General features: G+C 70.7%; 6 protein-coding genes. 1 reads left to right on the top strand and 5 read right to left on the bottom strand.

Annotated elements, in window-relative coordinates; translation table 11 throughout:
* The 5 genes from AMY39116_RS0341460 to AMY39116_RS0341480 all read right to left on the bottom strand — a co-directional run.
* A partial coding sequence (locus AMY39116_RS0341460; protein WP_020423485.1) for a DUF427 domain-containing protein occupies positions 1–735 on the bottom strand: 735 nt, incomplete at its 3' end.
* 31 nt (positions 736–766) lie between these two features.
* The gene (locus AMY39116_RS0341465; protein ID WP_020423486.1) at positions 767–1,429 is read right to left on the bottom strand and encodes a methionine ABC transporter permease; all 663 of its coding nucleotides are present in this window, start codon (positions 1,427–1,429) and stop codon (positions 767–769) included.
* Positions 1,426–2,439: a methionine ABC transporter ATP-binding protein gene (locus tag AMY39116_RS0341470; protein ID WP_020423487.1), complete on the bottom strand. Its 1,014-nt coding sequence runs from the start codon at positions 2,437–2,439 to the stop codon at positions 1,426–1,428. Before AMY39116_RS0341470 ends, AMY39116_RS0341465 begins: the two co-directional genes overlap by 4 nt.
* Complete coding sequence (locus AMY39116_RS0341475; RefSeq protein WP_020423488.1) at positions 2,436–3,383, bottom strand: MetQ/NlpA family ABC transporter substrate-binding protein; 948 nt, start codon at positions 3,381–3,383, stop codon at positions 2,436–2,438. The genes AMY39116_RS0341470 and AMY39116_RS0341475 overlap by 4 nt, the downstream gene beginning before the upstream one ends.
* A gap of 102 nt (positions 3,384–3,485) precedes the next feature.
* Entirely contained in the window at positions 3,486–4,913 is a 1,428-nt protein-coding gene (locus tag AMY39116_RS0341480; RefSeq protein ID WP_020423489.1) for an LVIVD repeat-containing protein, read from the bottom strand.
* Between the two features lie 126 nt (positions 4,914–5,039).
* On the opposite strand from AMY39116_RS0341480, the gene AMY39116_RS0341485 reads away from it, so the two are divergent.
* Entirely contained in the window at positions 5,040–5,660 is a 621-nt protein-coding gene (locus AMY39116_RS0341485; protein ID WP_020423490.1) for a DUF305 domain-containing protein, read from the top strand.
* The last annotated feature ends 492 nt before the right edge of the window (positions 5,661–6,152 follow it).

Consider the following 6,152-nt stretch of genomic DNA (forward strand, 5'->3'; position numbering starts at 1 on the left):
CGCGGCGTCCGGGAGCGGCTTCTCGTACGCCCACGCGAGGTCCGGGTGCGTCCGGCCGCCGACCTCGGCCGACCAGTACCGCGCCCGCCCCTTGTAGGCGCACGTGGTCTCCCTGGCCGACTCCCGCAGCCTGCTGAAGTCCACATCGGACGGTGGCAGGTACAGCCGCGGCGGCAGGGACGTCTCGAACACCAGCAGCGGCGCCTTCGTGTCCGCCAGCGCCACCCCGTCGACCTCCACCCGCACGTGCCGCGAACTGCGCCGCACGTCGACGCGGTGGAACGGGTCGCGCGGGTGGGACACGATCGGCTCGTCCTCTTCGAGCCACTCGTCGAACGCGTCGAAGTCGGTGATCACGTACTCCGCCAGATCCGGGTCGTCCGGCCGGAACCCGGCGCCCTTCAGGACCACCCCATCCAGGCTCAGCGTGAGCGGCGCGCCCGCGGTGGTGTGCGCGGCGAACCCGGTGCTCGGGTCCAGCACACCGGTGTTGGGCCCGAGCGACACCGGGTGCCACTCGACGTCGGACGGCGGGGCGGGCGTGAGCGAGGCGTGGACGTCGGCCGCCGGGAAGGCGTACTGCGGCACCACCCGCCGCGGCTCCCACACCAGGGCCGCTCGGCGGGAATCGGCGAACACCTTCCCGCCGGCGACCGCCCGCACCCGCTTGCGCGTCGGCTCGAACCGCAGTTCGGGCAGCTCACGCGCCTGACGAAGGCTCAGCTGCAGCGCCATCGCCCCACTGTCCGCCCCGCCGCCCCGCGCGTCAACGCCGCAGCGCCTTGCGCGCCAGCCAGTTGCCGAGGAACTGCGCGCCCTGCACCAGCACGATGATCGTCACCACCGCCAGCCACGTGACCACCCAGTCGAACCGGTGGTAGCCGTAGGTGATGGCGAAGTCACCGAGCCCGCCGCCGCCGACCGCGCCCGCCACCGCCGTCATGTCGACGATCGCGACGAACACGAACGTGTAGCCCAGGACCAGCGGCCCGAGCGCCTCCGGCACCAGCAGCGTGAGGATGATCCGCAGCGGGCTCGCGCCCATCGCCCGCGCCGCCTCGATCACGCCCGGGTCGATGGTGACCAGGTTCTGCTCGACGATCCGGGATATCCCGAACGTCGCCGCGAACACCAGCGCGAACGTCGCCGCCGCGGTGCCCAGCTGGGTGCCGACGACGAAGATCGTCACCGGCCCGATCGCGGTGATGAAGATGATGAACGGGATTGGCCGGATGATGTTCACCAGCACGTTGAGCACGGTGAACACGAACCGGTTCGCCAGCAGCCCGCCCGCGCGCGTCGTGTAGAGCAGGATGCCCAGCACCAGCCCGAGCGCGCCGCCGACGACCAGCGTCACCACGGCCATGCCCAGCGTCTGCGCGATGGCCTCCCAGAACACCGGGCCGAGGGTCTCCCAGTCCAGGCTCATGCCGCGATCTCCTCGATCTCGGTGGTGGCGCGCAGGTCCGCGATCAGGGCGTCCACGTCGGCGTCGGCGCCGATCAGTTCGAGCGTCAGACCGCCGAACGACCGGCCGGACAACGCGGTGATGCCGCCGTAGACGATCTCGAACCGCACGTTGTGCTTGCCGACCGCGTCGGACAGCACCGCGCCGAGCCTGCCGTCGTCGTGCACCTTCGCCGACACCAGCCGCCCGCCGTGCCGCGCCCGGATGCGGTCCAGGTCCGCGCCGTCCGGGGTGTCCCGCACGACCGACCCGACGAACCGCTGCGCCGTGCGCGTCTTCGGCGACGAGAACACCTCGAACACGCTGCCCTGCTCGATCACCCGGCCGGAGTCCAGCACCGCGACCCGGTCGGCGATCTCACGCACCACCTCCATCTCGTGGGTGATCACCACGATCGTCACGCCCAGCTCGGTGTTGACCCGCTTGAGCAGCCGCAGCACCTCGCCGGTGGTCTCCGGGTCGAGCGCGCTGGTGGACTCGTCGGCGAGCAGGATCTTCGGGTTCGTGGCCAGCGCGCGGGCGATCCCGACGCGTTGCTTCTGCCCGCCGGAGAGCTGGTCCGGGTAGTGCCACGCCTTGTCGGTGATGCCGACGAACTTCAGCAGCTCGGCCACCCGCGCCTTCCGGCGCGCCTTGTCCCACCCGGCGATCTTCAACGGGTAGGCCACGTTGCCGAACACCGTGCGCGAGCGGAACAGGTTGAACTGCTGGAAGATCATGCCGATTCCGGCCCGCACTTCACGCAGCTCCCGCTCGCGCAGCGTGGTGAGGTCCACGCCGTCGACGAGGACCCGGCCGGAGGTGACCGGTTCCAGCGCGTTGATCAGCCGGACCAGCGTGCTCTTGCCCGCGCCGGAGTAGCCGATGATGCCGAAGACCTCGCCGGCGGCGATGGTCAGGTCGACGTCTTCCAGGGCCGTGACGTCACCGAACCGCTTGGTGACGCCCTGGAACTCGATGAGCGCGTTCACTTCTTCGCGGCCCGCACGGTCTGCTCGAGGCGGTCCAAGATCGCCTGCAGGTCGGTGTTCGGGCGCTCGACCAGCACGGCGGTGTTCTTCGACTCGGCCTTCACCTCGCCGGCCACGCGCGGATCGCGGTAGAGCTGGGCGAGCTTGAGGTAGGTCGGGTTGTCCTTGTCCTGCGCGCGGGTGACGAAGGTGTTGATGTAGGGCTCGGCGGACGGGTTGGCCGGGTTGTCGTTGAACAGCGCCTTCGACGGGTCGAGGTTCGCGTCCAAGGCGAAGTTGTTGTTGACGATCGCGCCGTCGACCGAGGGGAGCGCGGCCACGGTCTGCGAGGCGTCCACCGGCGTCACCGTGACCTTGGAGGCGGCCTGGTCGATCTCGGCCGGCGTGGACAGCACGTTCCCGCCGCCGCGCAGCGAGATCAGGCCGGCCGACTGCAGCACGAGCAGGGCGCGCGCCTGGTTGGTCGGGTCGTTCGGGATCGCGATCCGGCCGCCTGCCGGGATGTCGGCGAGGGTGGCGTGCTTGCGCGAGTAGAGGCTCAGCGGCACCACGTAGGTCGAGCCGATCGGGGTGAGGTCCTGGTTCGCGCTGACGTTGTAGTTGGCGAGGAACAGCAGGTGCTGGAACAGGTTCACGTCCAGCTGGCCCTGCGCGAGCGCCGGGTTGGCCTGGGTGTAGTCGGAGAAGTTGACCAGTTCCAGGTCGATGCCGTTGTCGGCGGCGATCTGCCGGAAGGTCTTCCAGTAGTCGGCGCTGGCGTCGGTCACGCCGATCTTCACGGTGGTGTGACCGGCGGTGGTGCCGGAGTCCGATGTCGTGTTGACGACGATCAGGACCACGGCGACGAGGACGACGACCACGGCGAGGATGACGCCGATCAGCGGGCCACGCTTCCGGCGCGGCTTTTCGGGGAGGATGGCGTCGTCTGGGGTGTTTTCGGACATGGCGCCATCCTGCCGACGATCACCGGGTTGGGGGACTGCTGTCCCGCCTGGTGATCGGCGGCAGGATGGATTTGCCTTCGATCGTCCGGTTGTGCTAGTGGATCATCCGCGGTAGCGGCCCTGGGTCTGGACGTTCAGCTCGTCCATCCGGACCGACTTCGCGCTCGCCGTGCGCGGGTCGTGCAGCGCGAACACGTCCAGCCCCTTCTGGATGTCGGAGGAGTAGATGTGGCCGTTGTAGTAGTAGGCCGACCACGACCCGCCGACGATCAGCTGCTCGGTGGACAGCGGCCCGCGCTCCCAGTGCGCCAGCTCCTTCGGGTGGGCGGAGTCGGTGAAGTCCCACACCGAGATCCCGCCCTGGTACCAGGCCTGCACCATGATGTCGCGGCCCTTGACCGGGATCAGCGAACCGTTGTGCGCCACGCAGTTCTCGGTCGCGGCCTGCTCGCGCGGGATCTTGAAGTAGCTCGCGAAGCGCAGGCTGCGGTCGTCGCCGCGGCCGGTGATGTCGTAGATCGCGTCCGCGCCGCGGACCGCGCCGATCCCCGCCGAGCACGCCGGCTGGCCGCCGCCGCCCAGCTCGTCGGTGAAGACGACCTTGGTGCCGTCGTTGTTGAACGTCGCCGAGTGCCAGAACGCGAAGTTGGTGTCGTCCTGGACCTGCTCGATGATCCGCGGGTGCTCCCGGTCGGAGATGTCGAACAGCACGCCGTCACCCATGCACGCGCCCGCCGCCAGGTCCTTGTCCGGGTAGGCGGTGATGTCGTGGCAGCCGGAGGTGGCGGTGACGTAGTGGTTCGGGAAGGTGCCGGGGATGCCGGGGTTGCCGCCCTCCGGGCCGAAGACCACCGGCTCGTTGACGACGGCCGCGGCGGCCGGGTTGCGCACCGGGACCTTGACCACGGAGATCAGGTCGTGCGGCGGCTGGCAGTCCGGGAATTCCGGGCGCGGGCTGTAGGAGGAGACGTAGAGGTAGACGTCCTTGCCGTTCTTGCCCGGCACCAGCGTGTGGGTGTGCGAACCGCACTTCGTCTCGACCGCGGCCACGTACTTCGGGTTGGCCAGATCGCTGATGTCGAAGATCTTGATGCCCTCCCACGAGTTCTGGTTCGTGGCGGGCTGGCCGGCGCTGGCGCAGGAGTTGTCGCTGCGTGAGGAGTCGGTGGACAGGAACAGCAGGTCGCCGGACACCGACACGTCGTTCTGCGAGCCGGGGCAGAGGACCTGGCTGACGATCTTCGGCTTGCTGGGCTTTTTGATGTCGTAGATCGTGAAGCCGTTGTAGTTGCCGACGATCGCGTGGTCGTCGGTGAACGCGATGTCCGTGCCGAAGGCGTCCACGTTGTCGAACGGGGCCTGCTTCGGGATGTTCGCCAGGTGCTGGATGTTGCGGGACTGGCTGACCTCGTCGACACCCGGAATGCCGGGAGCGGCCGACGCCGGTGCGGCGCCGAGTGTGGTCAGCGACAGGGCGATCGCGCCGGCGAGCGCGAAGAGCCGGCGTCTGCGTTGCGTCCCCGGAGCCACGTGGCCAACCCCTTTCGTTCGGAAGAAATACGAAGTATGCCCGGATCCTCGGTGGCGAGGACAGCGCCGAAAGTAGGCTTTTCCTGCGGTACGGTCGCGGGAACGGACGAGTGCGAGGAGGCCTGGGTGCGGGGGTTCGTCGTGGGAACGCTGCTGGCCGCGGCGGTGCTGGCGTCGGCGTGCGCAGCCGAGCCGGAGGCGCCGCCGGTCGTGGTGCCCGGTGCGCCAGGGGAGCCGGCCCGCACGCTGCCCGCGGACGAGGCGGGCTCGGCGGTGCCGGCGAACCGGCACAACGACGCCGACGTGTCGTACGCGCAGCGGATGATCATGCACCACCAGCAGGCGATCCGGATGGGCGAGCTGGCGCCGGCGCGGGCCGCGCGGGAGGACGTGAAAGGCCTGGCGGCCCGCATCACCGCGACGCAGGCGCCGGAGATCACGTCGATGACGGCGTGGCTGCGGCAGCGGGGGCTCGAGGTGCCGGGGGAGCACGCCGGCCACCACGGCTCGCACGGGCCCATGCCGGGGATGGCGACCGAGGAGCAGCTGGCGGCGCTGGCGGCCGCGTCGGGTCCCGAGTTCGACCGGATGTTCCTGCAGCTGATGACAGCGCACCACGAGGGCGCGATCACCATGGCGACGGAGGTGCTGAGCGCCGGGTCGGACGTCTTCGTGGAGGAAATGGCGACCGACGTGATCGCCTCCCAGAGCGACGAGGTGACGCGGATGCGCTCGATGGCGGGCTGAATCCGCGCCCGGCGAGGGGCTGCCTCGACTGCCCTCGGCCCAGGGCAGCCCGGCCGGGGCCGGGCGCGCTGAGCGGCCGCACTGGCCACCCGCGCCCGCTACCGGCTGGCCCTGCCGCGCTCGCCGCCTACGGCGGCGTGCCCGCCGCTCCCTGCGGTGCGCCCGCCGCTCCCTGCTACCCGCCGCTCCCTGCGCTGCTACCCGCCGCTCCCTGCGGTGCCACCCGCCGCTCTCGCCACCGGCCAGCTTGCCGCGCCTGCCGCTTCCGGCGGCCCTACTACGCGCTCACCGCCGCTCCCGGCGGCGCGGACCGCCGCCGTGCGCACCGGCCCTGCCGCGTCTGCGGCCTGCCTTGCTGGGTTCTGCAGCGCTTGCCGCGCTCGCGGCTCCCTGCGGTGCCACTCGCCGATCGCCACGGGCCAGCTTGCCGCGTCCGCCGCTCTCGCCAGCAGCCAGCTCGCCGCGCTCACCGCCGCTCCCGGCGGCGCGGCC

The organism is Amycolatopsis sp. ATCC 39116 (assembly GCF_000231075.2).
GTDB classification, from domain to species: Bacteria; Actinomycetota; Actinomycetes; order Mycobacteriales; family Pseudonocardiaceae; genus Amycolatopsis_E; species Amycolatopsis_E tucumanensis.

Bases quoted from the DNA above. Each gene is read 5' to 3' on its own strand.
- AMY39116_RS0341475 (WP_020423488.1), bottom strand. From the start codon at position 3,383: ATGTCCGAAAACACCCCAGACGACGCCATCCTCCCCGAAAAGCCGCGC.
- AMY39116_RS0341465 (WP_020423486.1), bottom strand. From the start codon at position 1,429: ATGAGCCTGGACTGGGAGACCCTCGGCCCGGTGTTCTGGGAGGCCATC.